The sequence below is a fragment of the uncultured Fibrobacter sp. genome (genome assembly GCF_946062555.1).
Taxonomy (GTDB): Bacteria; Fibrobacterota; Fibrobacteria; order Fibrobacterales; family Fibrobacteraceae; genus Fibrobacter.
The window spans coordinates 1-18,836 of record NZ_CAMGVQ010000037.1; the positions used below are offsets into that span (position 1 = coordinate 1).

Annotated in this window: 17 protein-coding genes; 10 read left to right on the forward strand and 7 right to left on the reverse strand. The window is 46.6% G+C overall.

Annotated features, from left to right (window positions below; translation table 11 throughout):
• Positions 1-192, reverse strand: a 192-nt coding sequence (locus Q0P86_RS11005) for a hypothetical protein (RefSeq protein ID WP_295039428.1), incomplete at its 3' end; no start/stop codon positions are given.
• 171 nt (positions 193-363) lie between these two features.
• Here Q0P86_RS11005 and Q0P86_RS11010 point away from each other — a divergent pair.
• Genes Q0P86_RS11010 through Q0P86_RS11035 form a run of 6 tightly spaced genes read left to right on the forward strand, consistent with a single transcriptional unit; the run spans position 364 to position 6,343 of the window.
• Positions 364-1,149 (forward strand): phosphorylcholine transferase LicD, encoded by a 786-nt coding sequence (locus Q0P86_RS11010; protein WP_295039430.1) that lies wholly within the window; start codon positions 364-366, stop codon positions 1,147-1,149.
• 38 nt (positions 1,150-1,187) lie between these two features.
• Complete coding sequence (locus Q0P86_RS11015) at positions 1,188-1,589, forward strand: adenylyltransferase/cytidyltransferase family protein (protein ID WP_295039432.1); 402 nt, start codon at positions 1,188-1,190, stop codon at positions 1,587-1,589.
• Between the two features lie 12 nt (positions 1,590-1,601).
• Entirely contained in the window at positions 1,602-2,672 is a 1,071-nt protein-coding gene (locus tag Q0P86_RS11020) for a glycosyltransferase (RefSeq protein ID WP_295039433.1), read from the forward strand.
• Between the two features lie 57 nt (positions 2,673-2,729).
• Positions 2,730-3,977, forward strand: coding sequence for an O-antigen ligase family protein (locus Q0P86_RS11025; protein WP_295039435.1), 1,248 nt, complete (start codon positions 2,730-2,732; stop codon positions 3,975-3,977).
• The gene (locus Q0P86_RS11030; RefSeq protein ID WP_295039439.1) at positions 3,974-5,167 is read left to right on the forward strand and encodes a Coenzyme F420 hydrogenase/dehydrogenase, beta subunit C-terminal domain; all 1,194 of its coding nucleotides are present in this window, start codon (positions 3,974-3,976) and stop codon (positions 5,165-5,167) included. Before Q0P86_RS11025 ends, Q0P86_RS11030 begins: the two co-directional genes overlap by 4 nt.
• Entirely contained in the window at positions 5,168-6,343 is a 1,176-nt protein-coding gene (locus tag Q0P86_RS11035; RefSeq protein ID WP_295039440.1) for a polysaccharide pyruvyl transferase family protein, read from the forward strand.
• On the opposite strand, the gene Q0P86_RS11040 is transcribed toward Q0P86_RS11035, so the two are convergent.
• The 6 genes from Q0P86_RS11040 to Q0P86_RS11065 all read right to left on the reverse strand — a co-directional run bounded on the left by Q0P86_RS11040 (position 6,304) and on the right by Q0P86_RS11065 (position 13,511).
• Positions 6,304-7,254, reverse strand: a complete 951-nt coding sequence (locus Q0P86_RS11040; protein ID WP_295039441.1) for a glycosyltransferase family A protein — start codon at positions 7,252-7,254, stop codon at positions 6,304-6,306. The genes Q0P86_RS11035 and Q0P86_RS11040 overlap by 40 nt on opposite strands.
• 27 nt (positions 7,255-7,281) lie before the next feature.
• Positions 7,282-8,298 carry an NAD(P)-dependent oxidoreductase gene (locus Q0P86_RS11045; protein WP_295039444.1) on the reverse strand — a complete coding sequence of 339 codons (1,017 nt, stop codon included), beginning with the start codon at positions 8,296-8,298 and terminating at the stop codon, positions 7,282-7,284.
• A gap of 15 nt (positions 8,299-8,313) precedes the next feature.
• Positions 8,314-9,531 (reverse strand): acetyl-CoA carboxylase biotin carboxylase subunit family protein, encoded by a 1,218-nt coding sequence (locus Q0P86_RS11050; protein WP_295039446.1) that lies wholly within the window; start codon positions 9,529-9,531, stop codon positions 8,314-8,316.
• A 10-nt stretch (positions 9,532-9,541) separates the two neighbouring features.
• A complete protein-coding gene (locus tag Q0P86_RS11055) occupies positions 9,542-10,654 on the reverse strand; it encodes a DegT/DnrJ/EryC1/StrS aminotransferase family protein (RefSeq protein ID WP_295039447.1) in 1,113 nt (370 codons plus the stop codon).
• An 88-nt stretch (positions 10,655-10,742) separates the two neighbouring features.
• Positions 10,743-12,185: a lipopolysaccharide biosynthesis protein gene (locus Q0P86_RS11060; RefSeq protein ID WP_295039449.1), complete on the reverse strand. Its 1,443-nt coding sequence runs from the start codon at positions 12,183-12,185 to the stop codon at positions 10,743-10,745.
• A gap of 87 nt (positions 12,186-12,272) precedes the next feature.
• On the reverse strand, positions 12,273-13,511 hold the full coding sequence (locus Q0P86_RS11065) for a CotH kinase family protein (RefSeq protein WP_295039451.1): 1,239 nt from the start codon (positions 13,509-13,511) through the stop codon (positions 12,273-12,275).
• Positions 13,512-13,606: 95 nt separating this feature from the next.
• On the opposite strand from Q0P86_RS11065, the gene Q0P86_RS11070 reads away from it, so the two are divergent.
• The 4 genes from Q0P86_RS11070 to Q0P86_RS11085 are packed head-to-tail and all read left to right on the forward strand — an operon-like array spanning position 13,607 to position 18,785.
• On the forward strand, positions 13,607-14,440 hold the full coding sequence (locus Q0P86_RS11070) for a hypothetical protein (protein WP_295039453.1): 834 nt from the start codon (positions 13,607-13,609) through the stop codon (positions 14,438-14,440).
• The gene (locus tag Q0P86_RS11075; RefSeq protein ID WP_295039454.1) at positions 14,418-15,365 is read left to right on the forward strand and encodes a Gfo/Idh/MocA family oxidoreductase; all 948 of its coding nucleotides are present in this window, start codon (positions 14,418-14,420) and stop codon (positions 15,363-15,365) included. Before Q0P86_RS11070 ends, Q0P86_RS11075 begins: the two co-directional genes overlap by 23 nt.
• Positions 15,346-17,715, forward strand: coding sequence for a signal peptide peptidase SppA (gene sppA, locus Q0P86_RS11080; RefSeq protein ID WP_295039455.1), 2,370 nt, complete (start codon positions 15,346-15,348; stop codon positions 17,713-17,715). The genes Q0P86_RS11075 and sppA overlap by 20 nt, the downstream gene beginning before the upstream one ends.
• Positions 17,715-18,785, forward strand: a complete 1,071-nt coding sequence (locus tag Q0P86_RS11085; protein ID WP_294114297.1) for a hemolysin family protein — start codon at positions 17,715-17,717, stop codon at positions 18,783-18,785. The genes sppA and Q0P86_RS11085 overlap by 1 nt, the downstream gene beginning before the upstream one ends.
• The last annotated feature ends 51 nt before the right edge of the window (positions 18,786-18,836 follow it).

Genomic DNA, 18,836 nt, shown 5'->3' on the forward strand with positions numbered 1-18,836 from the left:
TCTGGACATAACCACGGTGTCCTTTTTTGACACGACTACCGTGTCTATTCTGGACGTAACCACGGTGTCCATAACCACTAGCGTGTCTATTTTTCCCTGGGGGTTGGCGAGTTCTTGTGTGGAGGTGGAATTAGATTCGCATCCGAGCAGCAGGCCTAGGATAGATAAGGCGCATAATATCCTTTTTTTCATGTCGAACCCCGTAAAAACCGAAGGATTGTTTTGGATAGTTGCTAAGATAGTATTTTCTATTGGATGCTTTTGCAAATAGATGGAAGTTGAATTTTTTTTTCTACATTTCAATGTGAAAAAAAATTGAGTATGCAGGAAGGTTGCCCAATGAAACCCATTTCCATAGAAGAAATGAAGCAAATTCAAATAGACATTTTGAAAGACGTCCATTTTTTCTGCGAAAATAACAATATCCGATATACATTGATTTACGGAAGTCTACTAGGGGCAGTTCGGCATAAGGGATATATTCCGTGGGATGACGACATTGACATTGCCATGCCTAGGGATGATTACGAGCGTTTTATTGCATCTTACAAGAGTGCGGGTGGATTTTACCATGTCTACGATTGCCGAAAAGATGAAGGGTATTATTATCCGTTTGCAAAAGTTGCTGACACGAGGACTCTCCTGGAAGAGAATGTTTCGGTGGATAATATTGGAATCAATATAGATGTGTTCCCGTGCGATTATTTGTATGATTCCCAACAGGAATGCGTGAATTTTATCAAGAAACTAGATTTCCTTAAAAAGCTGTTCCGCATAAAGCTTGTCAAACCAGGCAAGAAGAATTCTTTTGTAAAGCGGATCTTGATTCGGATTTTGAAGATGGTCTGCCTACCTGTTTCCATGAAAAAAATTGTGGCTAAGGAATACGAACTCGTAAACCGCTTGACGAACCGCAACGCAAAATACGTAGGGTTGGTATTCAGTTCGGAGATTTCCTGTGCGTATAGGTCGATTTGCCCTAGAGCTATGTTTGAAAAATACGAAAATGTTCCTTTTGAGAACGAATCGTTCAAAATCATTGCTTCGTACGATGAATGGCTGACTCAGATGTTTGGCGACTATATGACTCCGCCTCCAGTTGAGTGCAGGACTTCGCCACATACATTAAATAATGTATATTGGAAATAGCCGGCGACATTTTGATGTGGGCGTAAGGAAAATTTGATATGAAAAAGGTTTTTACTGTTGGTGTTTACGACTACTTGCATATTGGCCATGTCAACCTGTTTAGCCGAGCCAAGGCTTTGGGGGATTATTTGATTGTTGCCGTTCAAGATTCCAAACAAATCCTGAAATACAAGCCTGATACGACGATTCTTTATAACACGGAAGAACGCCTGTATATGGTTCAATCCATTAGGTATGTTGACGAGACTGTCGTATATGAAGATGTTGATACAATCGTGAAAGAAGTGGATTTTGACATCTTTGTCACAGGACCGGATCAGGTTCATGATGGCTTTCAGCGGGCAATGCAATGGTGCAGGGAACATGGTAGACAGGTTGTCATCTTACCGAGGACAGAAGGGATTTCGTCTTCACAATTAAAGACTAAAGTAACAGGATAGACTGGATAAGCCATGAAAATTGTTCACCTTTTATGGGGACTTGGTACTGGCGGTATTGAGAATATGTTGGTTGATATTGTCAATCAACAGGTTGATGACAATGAAATTTCGTTGATTGTTATAAATGATATGATTGACGAGTCCATCAAGGCTCGTCTTGATGAACGTATCCGCGTCTATTGCTGTGGCAGAAAACTTAAAAGCAAGAACCCTTTGCCACTTATGAAGCTTAACTTCTATTTATGGAAGGCGAACCCTGAAATCGTGCATGTCCATTATGACAAGATAGCCCGGCTTATTTTGGGGAAAAGAACCTTGGTTCGTACAATCCACAATACGACCAATAATATTGCCGAGTCAAAGTATTTCAAGGCCTGCTATGCCATTTCGAAGGCTGTCGAGGATGAATGGCGACAGGCGGGGAAGAAAACGATACTTGTCGAAAATGGCATTTCGTGTGATAGTATTAATTGCGAGAAAAACGGCCTCTTTGATGACGGCTTGATGCATTTTGTCCAGGTTTCTAGGCTGTATATAAAGCAGAAGGGACAGGATGTTGTTTTGAACGCCCTGGCGGAAATCAAAAAGCGGAATTTATGTGCGACGAACTTTAAAATGCATTTTGTCGGGGACGGCTCTAGTAAGGAAATGTTGCAGGAAATGGCAGCCTCTCTGGGTATAAGCGATATGGTTGTTTTTGAAGGGAACAAAACCAGGGATTGGATTTACGACAATCTGAGCAATTTTGATTTGTTTATTCAAGCGTCGCGTTATGAAGGCTTTGGCTTGACTGTTGCAGAGGCTTTGGTTGCAAAAGTTCCGGTATTGGCGAGTTGCATTGAGGGCCCTATAGAAATAATGGGTGTTGACGTGGGTGGTAAACGAGCGCTGGCCGGTTATGTGTTTCAACCAGGAAATCCTGCAGATTTGGCAAAACAAATTGCTTCTTTTGTTCAAAATGGTCGTGATGAAAAAATTGTAGAACTTGGGCGACAACATGTTTTGTTAAATTATAACATTCAGAAAACGGCTTTGCGATATTTGGAAGAATACCGTAGAGTTCTTGATAGTAAAAAAAATTGAAATAACGATAAAATTATGTCTATTGCCTATGTATTCGTTTTAATTTTTGTCATCGGAATGATTGTTGATTTCCGAAAAACGATTGCTATATTGGCCCCGCTACACCTTATACTTATTTTGATTCCTTTTCCGGGTATGCCGGTAAGCGACTTTGAAATTGTTTCAGTGATTGCATTAGTTTTTTATTTGTGCAAGAATCCGTTCTCTCGTTGGACATTGTTAGTAAAAAATCCATTTTATGTTGGCATTTTTCTGACTCTAATTTCCATTGTGGGAACGAACTATTTTATTGAACCTCACTGGCCTACGTCGATACTCCGCTTTATATCGGTATTTATTTACCCGATGATTCTTTGGAATTGTGTGGACGAAAAACCTATTTTCCAATTGCTGGTGAAGTCTATGACGGCTTTTGGATTGGTCATGTCCCTTTATATTTTGATAGAGGTGACTATAGGTTCGAATCCGATTATTCAGACTTTGCTAGCGAATGAATGGGTAAATGAAGACCTAGTTATAGACTATCAGGAAATAAGATTTGGATTTAAACGGTGTCAGGGGTTCATGGCTACGCCTGCTGGTTCCGGACTGTTTTTAGGGCTATTCGGGGTGACTCTTTACTGTGTTTCTGCTTGCTTGGAAGAAAAACGAAAATATACGATATTTCTTGTGGGGTTGTTCCTTTTCTGTACGCTTTTATCGGGGACAAGGTCTGTTATTGCGGCAACAGCTGTTGCTGTGTTGATTATCGTGCGGAAAGAATTTTTTACCGCCAAATTCTTTTTGATAAAAATGGTCGCCGTAATGGTTCTGCTTGCTGTTGCGGGCTCGTTTATGCTTGAAATTATTGATTCGTTTGTCAATTCCGATAAGGTTCACGGCAGCAACAGTGATATGCGAATGGAACAGTTGCTGGTGACGTTGATTTATTGGGCTCGGTCGCCTATTTGGGGAAATGGAAACGGCTTTGTATGGACTTTCGTGAAAGAGGTTGATGCAGATATTGCCGGTGCAGAAAGTATTTGGTTCCAGGTGTTGCTTGACCAGGGCTTGGTGGGGGCGGTTGCTTACCTGGGAGTGAATATAAATGCTGCTCTTGCAGTGTTTAAGAAAGTAAAATTGTGGATTTTTGTTCCGCTTGGTTTTTTGGCTGGCAAAACATTGTCGTCCGTATTGGGAATAGAACTTTCTCTTTTATTTGTGCTGACAATAATCTTGTTGAAATATCATGAATTCTACGAGAAAGAACCGGATGAAGAATCCTTGTTGGCGGATGAATCGGAAGAAGAGGAAGAAACCGCATGAAGAATGTCTCGCTTGTTTCTCATGATGTCTGTAGCGGTTGCGGTACGTGTTCTAACGTTTGCCCTAAGAGCTGCATTTCGATGGTCCGTGATGCGGAGGGGTTCGCCTATCCTTCTGTCGATGAACAAAAATGTATTGAATGTGGTGCATGCTTAAAGAAATGCCCGGTAGAAAAGGAGAGGGCTTCTGGAGGGACTCCGATTTTTTCGGTAGTCTTGCAGGACAAAGATGGCGAGAGCTTAAAAAATAGTACTTCGGGTGGGGCCTTTGCCTGTATTGCTCGCTATGTTTTGAAACAGGGTGGGGTTGTTTTTGGTGCTGCATACGACGAATTGTTGAATGTGTCGCATGTCGCTGTTGAACGGCTGGAGGATTTGCACCTCCTTCAGGGGTCTAAATATGTATCAAGTGATATGAAGGACTCCTATAAAAAAGTGAAGTTTTTTTTAAATAGTGGACGGCTTGTTCTTTTTTCGGGAACTCCGTGTCAGGTTGCTGCACTTAAGTCGTTTCTGGGTGAAGATTCAAAATTACTGCTGACTATGGATCTTGTATGTCATGGTGTTCCGAGCCAGAAACTTCTTCAAAAGTATATTCACTGGTTGGGAGAAAAGAATCTTTCTACCATAAAGTCCTATGTTTTTAGGTCGAAAAAATTTTTCGGTTGGTCGCTTGGGGGAGCTTTTTCCGATGAAAAAAAATCCTATGCGGTAAATCCCGATTGCGATCCCTATTACGCCGCATTCCTGCGCGGGGAAACTTTTCGAAAATCTTGCTATTCGTGTAAGTTCGCCAATATGAATCGTGAGGGTGATTTTACGGTGGGGGATTTCTGGGGCTTTCACAATATGAAAGATCCTGTGGGTTTTGATCACACGAAGGGACTTTCGATGCTCTTGGTCAACTCGCCAAAGGGCGAGAATGTGCTCAAGCAGATAGAAAGCGATGCTGTTATTGTACCTATGGACTTGCAAACGATAAGTGCGGGTAATTGGAACCTGTACCATCCATCGGTGTATAAGCCGATTCGTGATGAAATCTATGCGAATATTGATTTGCCGTTTGAGGAACTGCAAAAAAGGTATTTGCATCATGAAGATCCTTTCATGTATTATGTCCGGCGTTTGCGCCGTCGTCTTTTGCCACAGGGATTGCGCGATGCGTTAAAAAAGATATTGGGGAGAGCTTGAATGAAGAGTGTCGGCATAATCACGATGCACAAGGTGCCTAATTTCGGTTCGGCCCTTCAGGCCTATGCTCTGCAGCATAAGGTTGATGAACTCGGTTATGAAGCCGAACTCATAGACTATCATTATCCGAATGAGTATCATTGTGCCAAGCAGGGGCTAACATACTTTCCTCAGCGCTCGACTTTCCGGTTGTTTATGTTAAACGTAATTGCTCGCCTGATGCTTGCGCTGCGTTTGAGTAAATTTAAAAAGAAGGCCGAAGAGCGTGTGAATCGCTATGAATTGCTGAAAAACTACAGGCGCTTCTACAAGAAGTTCTTTAAACTTTCACGCTTTTACGACTCAATAGAATCTGTTTGCGATAATCCTCCGGATTACGATATCTACGTGACCGGCAGTGACCAGGTCTGGAACCCCCGTTTTGTTGCGAACGATCCTGTGTTCTTTCTGGATTTTGCAGGGGTTGGGAAGCCTCGCCTGAGTTATGCGGCGAGTATGTCGAGCCGTAGGATTGATAAAGAATTTGAGGACTCGTACAAGGTTTATTTGGAAAAGTATGACGCGATTTCTGTTCGTGAAAAATCTACTGCAGAGATAGTCTCTAGAATGACTGGCAGGGAAACCGATGTCGTGTGTGACCCTAGTTTGCTGCTGGATAAGGGAGAATGGCTGGGAATATGTCCGAAGGAATCTCTTTTGAAAGAGGACTTCCTGTTGCTCTATATTCAGTCCTATTCGTATGACCCGTATCCGAACATTGTTACGTTTACAAAGAAGTTGGCTGAACGTCTAGGTCTGAAAGTTGTTATTTTGCTGGGCCTTCGGAAAGGCTATTCCATTGATGGCGCAGTTACTTTTGAAACTGCGGGCCCTTTTGAATTCCTACAACTGTTTCGGGATGCCCAATTTGTGTTGACCACGTCTTTTCATGGAACGGCCTTTGCGCTGAATTTCAAGAAAGATTTTTATTCGGTCGTTAAAGAGATAAATGGAAATGATTGCAGAATTGCGGATTTTTTACGTCAATGTTCTGCGGAACATCACTTACTTGAGATTGACTCCCTGGAATCAATAAAAAATCTGCCGCAGGCTAATACGGCAGATACAGAAGTGCAGAAACTTCAAGAATTCCGCGGTCAATCTTTGGATTTCTTGAAAAAAATACTGATGCAGTGATAAAGTGCTTTTAGTTTGCCGATGAACGAACGCTGCTTGTAGTGGCTTGTGGTTTTGAGCAAGGAGCATTTGCCAAAATCCCAATAAAGATTGAAGTCGTTCAAGTCTATTTTTTCTTGAATGGTGTCGGTGTACTTGAAATCGGTGAATTTGTCAAAAGCCTTGAGGCTTTCGCGCATTTTTTCTACATGGGTGTGTCTTCTGTTATAAGCTTCGGGTCCACACAAAGTGCGACAGGACCAAGACCCTTTGGCGAAAAGCCTGTAGACGGACATTTCTTGCGGCAGGTAACGGATTTTTCCGCGGGTGGCAAGGCTTAATGCGTGCGGGAAATCTCCCACGGGGGATAACTTCCAAAAATCCGCATCGCAGTCTGGCAGAAAATCGAATCTGCAAACGAGCGTGTTGGTGCCCCAAAATCCCCCTCCGCCAAGAATAATCTCGGTGAGGGAAAAATCTCGCTCTTGTGTTTCTGTTGGGGGCATTGATCCGCTAAAGGAATTTGTCCTACAGTCAAGGCGCTTGCAACGGTGAACACATGCGCTGTAGTCGGGATGGCTTTCCAAAAAGTCGATTTGCTTTTGCAATTTATTGGGGTCGGTCCAATAGTCGTCGCCTTCGCATTCTGCGATATACTTCCCTTGAACTATTGGATAAATAAAATTTTTCCAAAGGCTAATTTTTTTTGAGTATTGATTTTCTTTTTGAAGAATGGGCCTGATGAGTTCTGGATGCTTGTTGGCGTATTCTTGGACAATCTCTGCGGTTCCATCTGTTGAGGCGTCGTCATGAATAATGATTTCGATGGGAAAATCGACTTTCTGTATGAGGAAGCCTTCGATGGTTTGTGCTATGTAATCTTTTTGATTATATGTTACGCAAAGAATTGAAACTAAAGGTTTGTTTGCCATAATAGAACTTGGATTTAGTACGTTTCTTTACAAGCTTTCAGCGGAAGCTAGTTTCGTCCCGGTCTCTAATAGGTGGAAAGGCTTTTCCTCCATTACCTTTTTCATGTCCTCGCATGCTTTCCACCAATCCCAGCATGGAACCCATCCCAATTCAATTTTAGCCTTTTCATCGGCATAAAGATGCATGGGTGTGCTCGGCTTTTCGGGGCAATATTTTTTTGAAGGAGGGTTCGATTTGTTTCCAAAAACATCTATAATGCCCTGTATTTGCTCTTCCATAGTGTAAAAACGGACCCCACTAAGGTTGTATATGCCTGTACAATCGCATTGTATTGCGCAATCAATCGCGCTACAGAAATCTTTAACATATAGCAGGCATTTCTTGAAATTAGGATTGCCCCATACTTCTACAGTTTGTCCATTAATGGCGTTTTCTGTGATGACTCGCCATGGAAGTTTTTTCCTTTCTCCGTTAATGTTGTAATACGGGCTTTCGCTCCAACTGTAAACGGTGTCGTGCCTGAAAACAATGGGTTTAAACCCATAAGCAATACTGTAGTGCTCAAGAATGTCTACGGCGGTATTCTTTGCTATTGCGTATACGGCATGGTCGCCGCCGTTCTTTGGGAAAGAGCGGTCTGCATAATCAGGGACGGGGGTTGGCTGATTAAGGTATTTAATGACGTCCGAAGGAGTTGTATTGAATATAAACCTTTTGCAAGATGTTTTGGTTCTAAGCCATTCACATATATTTACAGTTCCGACAACAATGCTTTGAATGTACGGCATTGGAGATGCGTTTGCGTGAGCGGGCATCGCTCCGGCCAAATTGATAACAACATCTATATCTGTAGGCAACTTTTCAAAGTCGACACTGTTTTCGTTGGCAACTCCGCCAATGTAACGAATGTCTTTTGTTGCGAAAAAACCGCCGTCGGAGGATCTGTGACCAACGGCAATAACATCATAGCCCTTATCTTTAAGATAAACGGCAACGTTTGAGCCGATTTGACCCGTGGCACCAAAAACTAGGACTTTTTTCATCTTGTTTTCCTTTCTTTAAAGATTGGTCTTTGATTCCTTGACATTGACTTTTAAATATTTGCCTTGATTCAAAAGAACTTCATTGATTTGCTCTTGCGACTCAAACTTAAGCACAAGTGTGCCGATGGCGTTGTTGGCTCCTTTAAAGCCTTCAACTTCGTCATCAGGATTTACCCAGATGTCTTCTTCGACAACGTTTTTACGAATGCTTTCGTCTATCCAGAGCGATTCAAACTTTCCGTCTTTTTCAGAATGTAGAATAATTTCAGCCCAGTGACCGTTGTATGGGACCTGTCGAACACCTTCGATTGGTAAACCAACAGAAGCGCAAACTGCGGCCTTGATAAGGTCCACGCCTGTTGCGTAGCGAAGCATTTCCGACAAACGGTTTCCGCCACCACGAGGTGAGACCTCCATAATATATGGTTTTCCATTTAACCCGACACGAGTTTCTATGTTGTAAACGGATGTGTTCATTTTCAACAAAGAAAGCAGGCGTTGCAATTCCGATCGCAATTCATTTTCTTGGGCTTCGGTATAGGTTGAGGGCCAACTGTAAGCAGATGGGGTGTAGGGATTTTCCGCTTTTTTATCAAACCTTTGTGCCGAAAATGAGGCGAATTCCAACTTGCCGTTAATTGAAAAACTGTCGGTATCAGAAGAACATCCTAGTTGTTCAATGAATTCTTCAATAATGATATGTCCAGAAATAGAGTGTTCCATCGCGTTAGCTAACGCGGCCGGTAAATTTTCAAATTTATCAACTCTGGAACATCCCTTGCTTCCGGCAGAATCAGTCGGTTTCACGATCATTGGATAGGAATATTTGTCAGCTGCCGCCAAGGCTTTTTCTACAGAATCGAAACTGAATGCCCAGGGAACATTAAACCCGTTGTCGGTTAAGAACTTTCTGAACTTGTCCTTGTTTTGGAGTATTTCTACAGATTTGTAAGGACCAAATGCGGGTAGCCCCATTTGTTCTTGGACATAGGAGGCCGCAACGACTCCCGGATCGACTCCGAATGACATGATACCGTCAATGTTTTTTTCTTTAGCCACTTGCAAAACTGCAGCTTTGTCGATGATGCTGACGTTGACATACTCGTCAGAATACTTATGCGCAATATTGTTCGGTAAATAATCCGCGGTAATTACATAAATGCCTAATTTATGAGCTTCTTCGATTACTGGTAAAAGATAGCGGATCCCGCCAAGTAGCATTATTTTTTTCATGATGGCCCTACTATTTTTTTTGAACAACTTCAATGACGCGGTTTGTAGATTCGTCATCCATGTCGGCAAACATCGGCAGGCAAAGTACCTGGTCTGCTAACTTGTGGGCGACGGGGAGGTTCTTGGGGTTGGCGGAATCGAGTCCTTTATAGGCGCTAAATGTGCTGATTAGGGGGTAGAAGTATCGACGGCCGAAGATATTGTGCTCCTGTAGCTTGGCGTAAAGCGTGTCGCGGCTCATACCGTAGACCTTCTCGTCGATAAAAATTGGGAAGTAGGCGTAGTTGTGGCGAACGCCTTCGACATCCTTTAGCAGACGAATGCCGGAAACATCTTTAAGGGCTGCCCTATAGTGTTCGGCTGTGGCTTTTCTTTTGGCTATGGCGTCGTCCACTTGTTTCAGGTTCAATAGACCGTACGCGGCACGTATTTCATCCATTTTGCTGTTGATGCCGGGGGCGACGACGGTCGTTTCGTCTGCAAAACCAAAGTTCTTGAGAAAATCGATTCTTTTTTTGGTTGCCGCATCATGGCAAATAAGGGCGCCACCTTCAATGGTGTTGTAGACCTTTGTCGCGTGGAAACTGAGCGTACTCATATCACCCCATTTCAAGATGGATTTGCCGTCTTTTTTTACGCCGAAGGCGTGGGCGGCATCGTAAATAACTTTGAGACCATATATGTCTGCAATTTCCTGAATTCGCTCCATGTTGCAGGGGGTGCCATAGACATGGACCGGCATAATGGCAGTTGTGTGCGGAGTAATAGCCGCTTCAATTTTTTCGGGATTGATGTTGCCGGTTTCCTCATCAACATCTACAAATACCGGTTTGAGTCCGTTCCACCAAATGGAATGGGTTGTGGCAACAAAACTGTATGGAGTCGTGATGACTTCGCCTGTGATTTTCATGGCCTGTAGGGCGGTGATAAGGGGAAGGGTCCCATTAGTAAACAGGCTGAGGTGCTCTACACCGAGGTATTCCGCCAAGGCTTTTTCCAGATCCTTGTGGTAATAACCATTGTTCGTAAGCCACTTACGGTCCCAGATGTCCCGAAGCATAGGGATAAATTGATCCAGGGACGGGAGAAGAGGCGATGTTACAGTAATTTTCTTTTCGGGCATAATATTTCTCTTTTGGAAATAATATAGTTATTTCTAGTAGGCGGAGCCCATCGAAACCACCAAGAGATTTCAAATAGGGGGGGGCGCTCTATTTTTTTTTGTAATTTTGAATTGTCGTTACAATGTAGTTGAATCGTTCAAGATTAAAAAGCTTTGCCAGCCCGAAATATACGATTACGCCGGTTATTACTTGCAACGCAATTTCTAGCAGCAGGGGGCAACCGATAAGGTTTACCGCATATACGGCTGCGCCCATGGGGACAACCAAGGCAAATGCAGGGAAGATATCTTTTATCTGCTCCACGTAGCCGTAGTTCAAAAGTCTAAGGTTGGGACTAGCGTTGATAAAGGAACTGAGAATGGCAGAGGCAAGGGCGCCGTAGGCAATACCGATGGGGCTCCTGAAATAGAAGTAGCTTCCGACAAGGAGTGATATGCCACAGATCTTTTTGATGATTTCGAGTTTGAGAAAAATGTCGCTGCGCCCGATGGCCTTGATTGCCGAAAGGTTTGTCGTATGTATAGGGTAGAATAAATACATACAGCAGTAAATTTGCACAAATGGAACGCAGGGAAGCCATTTTTCTCCAAGCACCAGTAAAACAACCTGTTTTGCCATAACGGCGAGTCCAATCATCATGGGTGTTATGATGAATGTGCTTGTAATAATGGATCTGCGCATCATTCTCTTCAGATCGGTGATTTCGTTCTGGACGGCGGCGAACGAGGGAAGAAGAACCGAACCGATGGCTGTATTGATGTTGTTGATGATGAGAAACGGGAAGGTATCGCCCCTGTTGTAGTAAGCTAGGTCGGTGGGCGAGAAAAACTTACCAATGATGAGGCCGCGAAGGTTAGTATATACGACATCGATTAGCGAAGATAGCAGAAGTTTCCAACCATAAGAGAACAGACTCTTGAAACGGGAGTACGAGAACTTGAATGATGGCCGCCACGGGATGGTGAACCACATGATGGCGACTGCTAGGAATGCATTGCAGAACTGGTGGCATACGAGTGCCCAGATGCCGAATCCACAGAGGGCGAGCGTAACGCCAAGAATACCAGAAGGAATTATTGCCCCGACACTTCGGAAGAACAATTTCTTGAACAACATGTTCCGGGAAACATAGGCGTTCTGTATGGAACTGAAAACGTCAATGAAAAGCGTCAGTGCAAGTACTCTTACGATTGTCGTAAGTGCAGACTGCTCATAGAAGTCTGCGATGAGGGGTGCAGAAAAAAACAGAATGGTATAGGTAGCTAGCGCGATACCAAGACTCGCCCAGAAAACGGAGGAAAAATCAAGTTCGTCGGCGTCTTTTTTCTGGATAAGAGCCGTGTTTAGTCCGCTTTGAACGAATGCTGCGGCAACGTTAATAAAAATGGCGATAAGTGCGACAAGCCCGAAGTCCTCGGGAACAAGGATTCTCGCGAGGGCGATGGTGACGCCGAATTGAATCAGTTGAGTTCCAGCGCGCTCGAAGAACTTCCAGAAAAGGGACGATATGATTTTACGCTTGTTGGGCATTATTTTTTCCGCTGCCGCAAAGATAGTAAGATTGCAGGTGTTGGCAAGTTCCTTTAGCTTTACTGGGTCAAAGTCGAGGTGCTGCTTTTACAAATTGGCGTCAATCCATTCTATGCGCTGCTTTATCCAGCTGTTTAACGAATCGACCGCTTCGTCGTAGCTGTCGTAGGCTTCCTTGTAGGTCCAGTTTTCGGTGTTTTCGAGCACGGGCCAGCGCTTGAATTCGTTTTTGGTGGCCGGTGCGAGTTCATTGGCGTACTTTCGGATAGAATCGGGGAACTTGGCGAAGAAATCACGGTGGTCTTTCCAGTAACGGATAGCTTCTTGCCAGTACTTTTCTCGTTTGAAAATAAGGCCGTTCCAGCCGCTTGGGCGTATATACCAATCGGTCACGGAGCGAAGGGATTCAGTTTCCCAGTTTCCGTAGGCCACGTCAAAATCCCAGACGGGACCGAGACGTATAACGTCTCCTTTTTGCCAAGTCAAGAAAATGCTTCGTCTAAAGGCTCCGTCCATATTCTTGGAGAGTTCCTGAATCCAGTAGTAGCGTAAGTAATCCTCGAAATCGAGGTAGTCGGTGATTTCATGGTTGCCTTGAAATGAGTCGTCTTTATCCTTTAGAAAATTCTCGAATTCACTCAGAACGCCCTTGATAATTTGAGTGTCGGAATAACTGGGATCTTTGGGGTACTTGATGCCGAAGGTGGTTCCTTTTTCGGTAACGACAAAATGCTCGTCGCCATGTTCCGTAGGACCTCTTTCGAGCAGGAAGGAACTGTCACTTTGAGGAATGTTGACTCGGTGCTCGCTGACTTTGACTGTTTCGGTCAGGAGATAAACGCCTTGGTATTGCCTGTTGAGGTAAAGTTCAACGAAAGAGCATCGAGGGGTGTATTCGTCACCGAGCCATCCTGCGAGTTTATATGTAATAAAGTTCTTGAGAAGAGTCTTGTCGGCGGAATTTGCGATTAGAGCCCAGTCCTTGTCCTTGGGCATGCCGAACATTTTTTGCTTTTTGCTGAACTCGATTTTGTAGCTCGGCTTGGGCATTCCCGTGAAACTGGAGTTTCCGCGGCCCTTGATGGTCAAATCAAGAACGTCGCTTTCGGGGGCGTCTTTGCCGTATATTTGTAACTTTGCGGGAATCTTGGTTTCGCGGTCGCGAATTTGTGTGAAATCTTCGGTCTCGATGACAATTCTCGGCAAGTCTGCATAGGGGTATTCCGAATCGTCAATGGGCAGGTAACTGGGGGTGCTCTCGGGATCGTTCCAGACGCAGGAACAGAGCAGGAATCCGATGAATGTTGCGACGATCCGGGAAAACATATTTTAAATTTAAAAATTTGCGCGCAATGTTTTGAAGGTGGAAGAAGCTTTCTTGCAGGACATCTTAGTTTTTTTTAAATTTGTCAAATAAACCGATGCCTGTTTTTATTCGAAAGACTTTGAGTGTAGCACTTCTTTGGGGGCTAGCGTCTGTTGCGGCATTTGCCCGCGAGACGGTTTCACCGGTGCGCGCTCCCGAAAGTTTTGTGCTGCTGGGGGCCCTTGCGGAACTTCGAGATGACGTATACAGCGGCGATATCAATGTGACGGGGGAGTATGCGCCCTGCAACTGCTTTAGCATCTATGGGGACTTGGCCTACCGCCTTGTGAGCTACGAGTGGAATACGATGGCGCACGACCAGATTCACGAGATGGTGGACTTGCAGGTGAACGGTCTCAACGAATCGTACCTGGGCATGAAACTGGTGCCGTTCCCGTTTGCAGGTGTCGATGTCAGCTGGAGGTTTCCGCCGCGTGAAGGTTCCCGCGTGAACCGTTTCCATCGGCTGGGCGTTTCGCCTTTTGGCCTCTATGAATTTTCGCGGAACATGACGCTTGGCGCTGCGGCGGAATATTTTACTTTCCTCGAAGAACGCGATTTTCAGCCGGGTGACGAACTTGGCCTCAAGGGATCTATTTCGTGGAAGTTCCTGTGGGACCGCGACGACCATTCGGGCTGGAAATTTGACTACGTTTTCCTGTACCGCTGGCGAATTCAGGAATCCGAAAACTTGAGCCTGCGGAAACCGTATCGCAAGATGGACGATCTTTATCGCGGGTACAAGATGCGCCTAGATGCGGCGCGTTATTTTTCTTCGTTCGGCAACTCTCTTGGCGTAGCCCTTTTCTACGAGATGAATCGCGGGTACCTGTTCGGGATGGAAACGGGGCACACTTTAGGTTTGTATGCAAAGTTCTTGTTCCTATAAGGCGGTCTTGATTGGTAACGGTACCATGGGACAGCGGCACAAGCGGCTGTTCGAAGAAGTTGGTGTGGAATTTATCGGTGTCGCGGACACGGCCGCCGAGGCGGCCACCCTGTTTGAACAGATCGCTGTCGGAGCCCTTGTTCCTGACTTTGCCGTTGTCGCGTCACCGGCTGTAACGCACGACGAGTACGTGAAAAAATGCATCGACATAAAGCTCCCTGTGCTTGTGGAAAAGCCGGTTTTCGTCTCGGCCGTTGCTGCGATGGAATACCAGAAACTTGCCCTTGAACGGAACGCGTTTGTCTTTGTCGGCCATTCGGAACGTTACAATCCTGCGATCGAGAATTTTTCGAAGACGGCCTTTTTTAAGGAGATGCGGGAATACTTGAAATATTGGAATCTGCAGAAAAAAGATGCGGGCCCGGTGAGTTTCAAGTTTACGCGAACGCACGGTTTTTCGCCACGCAACCGCGATGTCCCCGTGGAATACGACCTGATGATTCACGACATGGACTTGCTTAGTTTCTTGGGCGACAAGAACGCCATGATGTACAAGTCGTTTCGTTGTGAAGAATTGTCCGACGACCGTGTCCACGCTTTCTATGACTTGAGGACGCTCAAGGCTGAATTTATCGCAAATCGAAACTCCGCCAAGGATTCCCGCATGGTAGAAATTTCGATGAACGGTCGTTCCGTAACATTGGACTTGGGTGCCTATCGCAATGGCAATCCGGCGTATGCATTGCAAAAGGAACATCAGGCTTTTCTAAATTATTTGAACTCGTACAGGAATTCGGCGCAAGACGAGGTTCACGAGTACGATTGGTACGGTGACTTTTACGACGCCTGTAATGCGGTCATAATGGTTTCCTTGATTGGCGAAGTGTACAGAAAGGGAAGAGTGAATGAATTGGATACAAAATAAGTTTGTTGCTGCGTTTTTTTTGATTTGTGCAGCGAGTGCGCTTGCCTATATTCCGGGCGAGTCGGGTTTTGTGTCGCTCGAAAATGAACACGGTATTTGGGGCAACCCGGCGGGGCTTACCGCTTTTGATTCCAAGGGCGCGTTGGTGAGCTACGACTACGATGACGGCATCAAAAACTTCCGTATCGGAGGCAATCTGGACCATTGGGCGGCGGGCTTCGATTACACGCAGGGGCCCGATCACTTGGATTTGTCCCGCTGGAGCCTCACGCACGGTAACGACTTCTGGAATCGCAGCATCTTTATCGGCGAACGAATTACGGCTCTCCGCAGCGCGGACTTTACCGGCACCGAATGGGGCTTGGATCTCGGCGTGATGATCCGCCCGTTCAGTTTCCTTTCTGTGGGCTATTCCTGCGACAATGTGCTTTATACGGGGCCGCAGGCTCCCGACCGTATACAGAACCTGGGCGCGACGGTTCGTTTTGGGCCTCTGATGAGCGTGAGCTACGATGTGGAGGATTTTGAAAATCACCGCCTGCTGGTGGAATTGGGAATGTACGGTGCCCGCTGGGGACTCCGCATTCCGCTTTATGGCGACGATGAATACCAGCTGAGTTTCTCGATGGCTCTCGGCGGTTACAATAACGTCGCGGTGCATGTCTACGATGACCTGTTGCCGAAGGGTGTTGCGTGGGGCTACCATAGCGCGCGTAATCCGGAAGCATCGTTAAGTGCGCAGATTATTCGCGTTCCGCTCGATATGGAAGTTTCCGAGACCGAGGACGAATTCGCCTTTTTCCGCAAAAATTCGATTTATCTTTGGCATGTCCGTAATTTATTCGAACACATGTTGCGCGACCCTGCCTCGGGGCTTGTGATCCTGGACTTTTCCGGGTACAGGGGCAATGTCGGTATTTCGAGTGAAATCGACCGCTATGTGCAAAAGCTCAAGGCCCGTGGCGGCAAGGTAATTGCCTATATGGATGACATTCGCCCTGCGGTATTATTGGCGTCTGCGCATGTGGACCGCATCGTGGTGGAGCCTTCGGCGCACATGAACTGGCGCGGTTTTGGCGGAAACGTGCTCTTTTACAAGGGACTTTTCGACAAGCTCGGCGTGAAGATGGAATTCCTGCGTCACGGCAAGTTCAAGTCGGCGGTGGAACCTTATGTGGCTGATTCGATGTCTGCGGAATCCCGCTCCAATCTGGATTCGCTTTATTCGGACTTGTGGACGGCGATGCAGGCCTATATTTCGATGCGCTATGCGGGTGGCGCTAGGGCTTCCGCTGCGGCCATGAGCCAGGCTTATGCGCATCTGGATTCCCTGGCGAAACAGCCTTTAGTGACGGCGTCTGCCGCAAAGCGCGCGGGCCTCGTCGATACGCTGCTTTACCTCGATCAGGTCCCTTCTTATGCGCTCAAGACGTTCTTCGGCATCGATTACCCGCAGGTGTCTTACCGCACCTGGTATCCGACGGACAAGCGGATTTTCAACGAAAACTGGAATCGCCGGGCATCGGTCGCGCTCATGAATATCGACGGGACGATCGATTCGCGTATGGAACGCTCCGTTCTGGAATCTCTCCGCAAGTTGCCCGCGACGGGTGCCGAGGCGTTGATCGTTCGCATTTCTTCGCCGGGTGGCTCCGCAATCGCTTCGGACAAGATTTGGGCGGCACTCCGCCATGTGAGCGAACAGGGAATTCCCGTGGTTTCGAGCATCGGCTACATGGGGGCGTCGGGCGGCTACTACATTGCCTGTGCGGGCGACCGGATTTTGGCGGAGCCCATGGCGATTGTCGGGAGCATCGGCATTTATGGCGGTAAGATTGATGTGTCGGGACTGATGTCGAAAATCGGGCTGAAGGCCGAAACGGTCAAGACGCACGAGTATGCGGATGCGACGACTTTTACGCGCCCCTGGAGCGATGCGGAAAAGGCGGCACTGCAGCAGTACATGGATGAATTCTACGATCGCTTTACGGGGGTTGTCTCGAAGGCGACGGGAATCCCGCAGGCAACTGTCGATACGGCGTACGGCGGCGGCCGCGTGATGATTGGCGTCAAGGCGCTTCAGGCTGGTCTGGTGCATGATCTCGGCGGCATTGACGATGCGATTGCCGCTGCAAAACAGTTGGCGCATATCGGCGAATCGACCGACGTGGACTTGATGGTGCTCGGTTCGGGAAATTCGTTTACGTTGCCCGCGTTCGGTGCCAAGCTAGGTGGGAAGATCCTGACGGATTTCTCGGATTGGGCGGACTACCTTTATGATCTAGGCCGTCCGCAACTTTGGGCGATTGAACCGACCTTGTTTGATTCGTCGTTACTGGGTGTTGAATAATGCTTTATATTGTCTTGACTGTTCTCGGTTGCCTTACGATCTCGGCGTTCTGTTCCGTGACAGAGGCGTCGTTCTATAGTGTCCCGCCTGCGATCATCGAGTTTTTGCAGAAACATAAAAAGTTTACCGCGCGCTACATGGTGCATGTGAAGGAAAATATCGACCGCTACATCGCTTCGGTGCTGGTGGTGAATACGATTGCGAATACCGTGGGCGCGTCCTTGGCGACGGCGCTTGCCGTGAAGAATCTACCTCCGATTGGGCAGGTGTCGCTCCCGATTGTCCTGACGATTTTGATTTTGCTGTTCGGCGAAATTACCCCGAAGACTTTGGGTGTCAAGCAGGCGAAAGTCGTGGCGCCCTTGGTTGCCGTTCCGTTCTACTACATCACCATCGTTCTTTCCTGGACGGGAGTCATTTGGCTGTGCCTTACACTCACCAAGCATTGGACCCGCGAAAAGGAAGACAAGAAGGACGTGAGCATCGATGACATCAACAGCCTCGTGAGCCTGGGCCTTCGTGAAGACGTAATTGACCGTCAGCAGTCCCTGGTCATCAAGAATATCCTGGCGCTGAAATCGGTACCCGTGCGCAAGGTGATGACGCCGCGCCAGGTGGTGTTTTCGCTCAAGGCGGATTCTACCATCGGTGAAACGTTGGATGAACGCGGCAACTGGCCATTCTCGCGAGTGCCGCTTTACGAAAAGGGGAAGGACAACTGGATTGGGATTGTGCTCCGTCGCGATGCGTATAACAAACTCGCCGAAGGGCTCCGCGACGTAAAACTCCGACAGATGATGCGTCCGCTGCAACTGATTCCCGACAGTCTGACCTTGGACAAGCTGCTTCTCCGTTTCTTGAAACAGCGGGGGCATATCGTGGGGGTTGTCGATGAGTGGGGGGCCATCGCCGGCATCGTGAGTCTCGAAGATGTGCTCGAAGAAATCCTTGGCCGCGAAATTGTGGATGAATACGACGAAAACGTGGACCTCCAGGAAACGGCACGCCGCCGCTCCAAGGCCCTCGCCCGCATCCGCCAACAACAAAAGAACTTAGAACTTAGAACTTAGAACATTTTCTTCTCTCTAAGCTCTGAAAGCGAAGCGGTCTAAGTTCTGCCA

Bases quoted from the DNA above. Each gene is read 5' to 3' on its own strand.
- Q0P86_RS11010 (WP_295039430.1), top strand. From the start codon at position 364: ATGAAGCAAATTCAAATAGACATTTTGAAAGACGTCCATTTTTTCTGC.
- Q0P86_RS11015 (WP_295039432.1), top strand. From the start codon at position 1,188: ATGAAAAAGGTTTTTACTGTTGGTGTTTACGACTACTTGCATATTGGC.
- Q0P86_RS11020 (WP_295039433.1), top strand. From the start codon at position 1,602: ATGAAAATTGTTCACCTTTTATGGGGACTTGGTACTGGCGGTATTGAG.
- Q0P86_RS11025 (WP_295039435.1), top strand. From the start codon at position 2,730: ATGATTGTTGATTTCCGAAAAACGATTGCTATATTGGCCCCGCTACAC.
- Q0P86_RS11030 (WP_295039439.1), top strand. From the start codon at position 3,974: ATGAAGAATGTCTCGCTTGTTTCTCATGATGTCTGTAGCGGTTGCGGT.
- Q0P86_RS11035 (WP_295039440.1), top strand. From the start codon at position 5,168: ATGAAGAGTGTCGGCATAATCACGATGCACAAGGTGCCTAATTTCGGT.
- Q0P86_RS11040 (WP_295039441.1), bottom strand. From the start codon at position 7,254: ATGGCAAACAAACCTTTAGTTTCAATTCTTTGCGTAACATATAATCAA.
- Q0P86_RS11045 (WP_295039444.1), bottom strand. From the start codon at position 8,298: ATGAAAAAAGTCCTAGTTTTTGGTGCCACGGGTCAAATCGGCTCAAAC.
- Q0P86_RS11050 (WP_295039446.1), bottom strand. From the start codon at position 9,531: ATGAAAAAAATAATGCTACTTGGCGGGATCCGCTATCTTTTACCAGTA.
- Q0P86_RS11055 (WP_295039447.1), bottom strand. From the start codon at position 10,654: ATGCCCGAAAAGAAAATTACTGTAACATCGCCTCTTCTCCCGTCCCTG.
- Q0P86_RS11060 (WP_295039449.1), bottom strand. From the start codon at position 12,185: ATGCCCAACAAGCGTAAAATCATATCGTCCCTTTTCTGGAAGTTCTTC.
- Q0P86_RS11065 (WP_295039451.1), bottom strand. From the start codon at position 13,511: ATGTTTTCCCGGATCGTCGCAACATTCATCGGATTCCTGCTCTGTTCC.
- Q0P86_RS11070 (WP_295039453.1), top strand. From the start codon at position 13,607: ATGCCTGTTTTTATTCGAAAGACTTTGAGTGTAGCACTTCTTTGGGGG.
- Q0P86_RS11075 (WP_295039454.1), top strand. From the start codon at position 14,418: ATGCAAAGTTCTTGTTCCTATAAGGCGGTCTTGATTGGTAACGGTACC.
- sppA (WP_295039455.1), top strand. From the start codon at position 15,346: ATGAATTGGATACAAAATAAGTTTGTTGCTGCGTTTTTTTTGATTTGT.
- Q0P86_RS11085 (WP_294114297.1), top strand. From the start codon at position 17,715: ATGCTTTATATTGTCTTGACTGTTCTCGGTTGCCTTACGATCTCGGCG.